The organism is Wolbachia endosymbiont of Madathamugadia hiepei (genome assembly GCF_013366855.1).
In the GTDB taxonomy this organism is placed as follows: Bacteria; Pseudomonadota; Alphaproteobacteria; order Rickettsiales; family Anaplasmataceae; genus Wolbachia.
In genome coordinates, this window is the sequence record NZ_WQMP01000159.1 from 1 (window position 1) to 1,968 (window position 1,968).

Sequence of the window (1,968 nt, forward strand, 5' to 3'; positions counted from 1 at the left end):
TAATTTCTCTATTTGTAGCTAAGTTAAACTACCAGTTTTTGCTACATCTTTCCTTATTTTCTCATGACAAACTTTTTTCACAGAGACTAGGTAGAATATCTGACGCTCAAAATATGAGTCAATGAGAAAAAATTGTAGATGAAGCTATGAGTTCTGGAATGAGGTTTAATTTTCCTATTCGTTCATATGGGGTGATATGCGAAGGTACGTACAACTTTGCAGATTGTGTAATGAAAAGAGCTAGTGAGCTAAATGATTTAGAAAAGGATCCTAAAGTTGCTAGTAGTATAATATGTAAATTGGTATCAAGAAAGGTAACATTGCATAAAGGATCTAGTATGGATGTGATCAACACATTGGAATTAAAGTTTAAAGACTATAAAGCTAATATAGTAAGAGCTTATGAAGACCATACAAAGCGTACTCTAGAATTTCTGAAAATTGTTAAAAGTGCAGCAAGTGGTCAATTGTGTGATGTAAGAATAGACAATATCACCTCTTATTTAGAGTATTCTGAAGACAGCATAATAAATGTTGCAGAGATTATAAATGGAGCAAGGAATTTAGGACTAACCCAGGGAGAAGTAGGATATGGAAGAGATATAATCAAGATCGGTAAAAGCGAAGTAGAAATTATAACAGAGAATGGTATAAGAGATTACACAGATCTTACAGATGGTAGCGATATAGTATTAACTTTCTACACCAGTCTGGAAGAACTAGAAGTGAGGTTATACCCTGATACGCAAGACACAAATCTTATAAAATAGTCAAAATCTGCTAGAGCAATTAAAAAACTGCAATGAAAAAATAGGAAGGAATTGCTTACTAGGAGGGTTGCCAGTTAGCGGGGCTATAGAGCAAGGATCTTTTGTTAGATCTGGAAAATCGATGTGTTCTGAAGTGATAGGTTAATCTGATAGAAAGCAAATGGACTCTTGGGTAATGCGTGAAGAATTAAGAAGAATCTCAGGTACAGAAAGGGAAAAGGTTATTATGCCTTGAAATTTGCTCTAGAGAATAGACAGTATGTCTAATCTTTTCTATTGTCCTGTTAATAAGGCAGTAACTTAGCTTTTGTAGTTAATTAACTTTCGTGTTATAGAATAGTGTTTTTAATTTTTGTAGGGTGATATGTAGAACAGGGCGTGTAAAAAAGGAGTTATCTCAATATTGAGTTTTTTGCTTGTTATCCTGGTCTTAGTGGTTGTAGTCCAAGTTTTTACCAGGGGCCGAAGTTGTGTCAAAGCTAGTGATCAGGATATTGAAGCGTTGTTTAATCGTTGGAATGATTCGTTAAAAACTGGCGATGCCTACCAGGTTAACGCAAACTACACTGATGATGCAGTATTGCTGCCAACTTTATCCTCTAGCCCTAGAACAACTAGTGCTCAGCGCGTTGATTACTTTAAAGATTTTCTAGCTAAACATCCAACTGCAGAAATTGAGTCACGTACTATAAACGTTGGATGTAATAAAGCTGTCGATACAGGCTTATATACCTTCAGACTGAAAGACGGAAAGGAGTTACGCGCTCGTTACGCATTTACTTACAAGTGGGACAAGAATAAATGGCTAATATCATCGCATCACTCTTCATTGCCACCTGAGAACCACTCATAACTTTGGAACTTTGGCATGGCTATCTATAGAACTTTCGTCATTAGGAAGGCAAATAAAATATATCACAAATTCACTCAAACCTCCCAATTGTGGGCAAAAGAAGCGCTTACAGAGTTCTTCCCTTCTCCATCTTGCCTAAGCTTAAAGCATTAGATGCTTTTGACAAGATAAAAGATGACAGTAGAGAAAAGCTACCCAATAGAAACGAAAAAAACTATTTGACAACCTCCGCCGGTCCCTTTATCATAGTACTGAAGCTATTTATTTATCTTCGCAATCTGTGCAGGTTAGTGACAAAAAACTTAGGGTATTTGGCGTCTCATGTTTAAATTTTTGCACTATTTG

General features: G+C 35.9%; 2 protein-coding genes. Both read left to right on the forward strand.

The features are described 5' to 3' along the window. Positions 1-146: 146 nt before the first annotated feature. The gene (locus GO685_RS04925) at positions 147-770 is read left to right on the forward strand and encodes a hypothetical protein (protein WP_175937823.1); all 624 of its coding nucleotides are present in this window, start codon (positions 147-149) and stop codon (positions 768-770) included. Positions 771-1,182: 412 nt separating this feature from the next. Then, positions 1,183-1,623: an SgcJ/EcaC family oxidoreductase gene (locus GO685_RS04930; protein ID WP_218939236.1), complete on the forward strand. Its 441-nt coding sequence runs from the start codon at positions 1,183-1,185 to the stop codon at positions 1,621-1,623. The last annotated feature ends 345 nt before the right edge of the window (positions 1,624-1,968 follow it).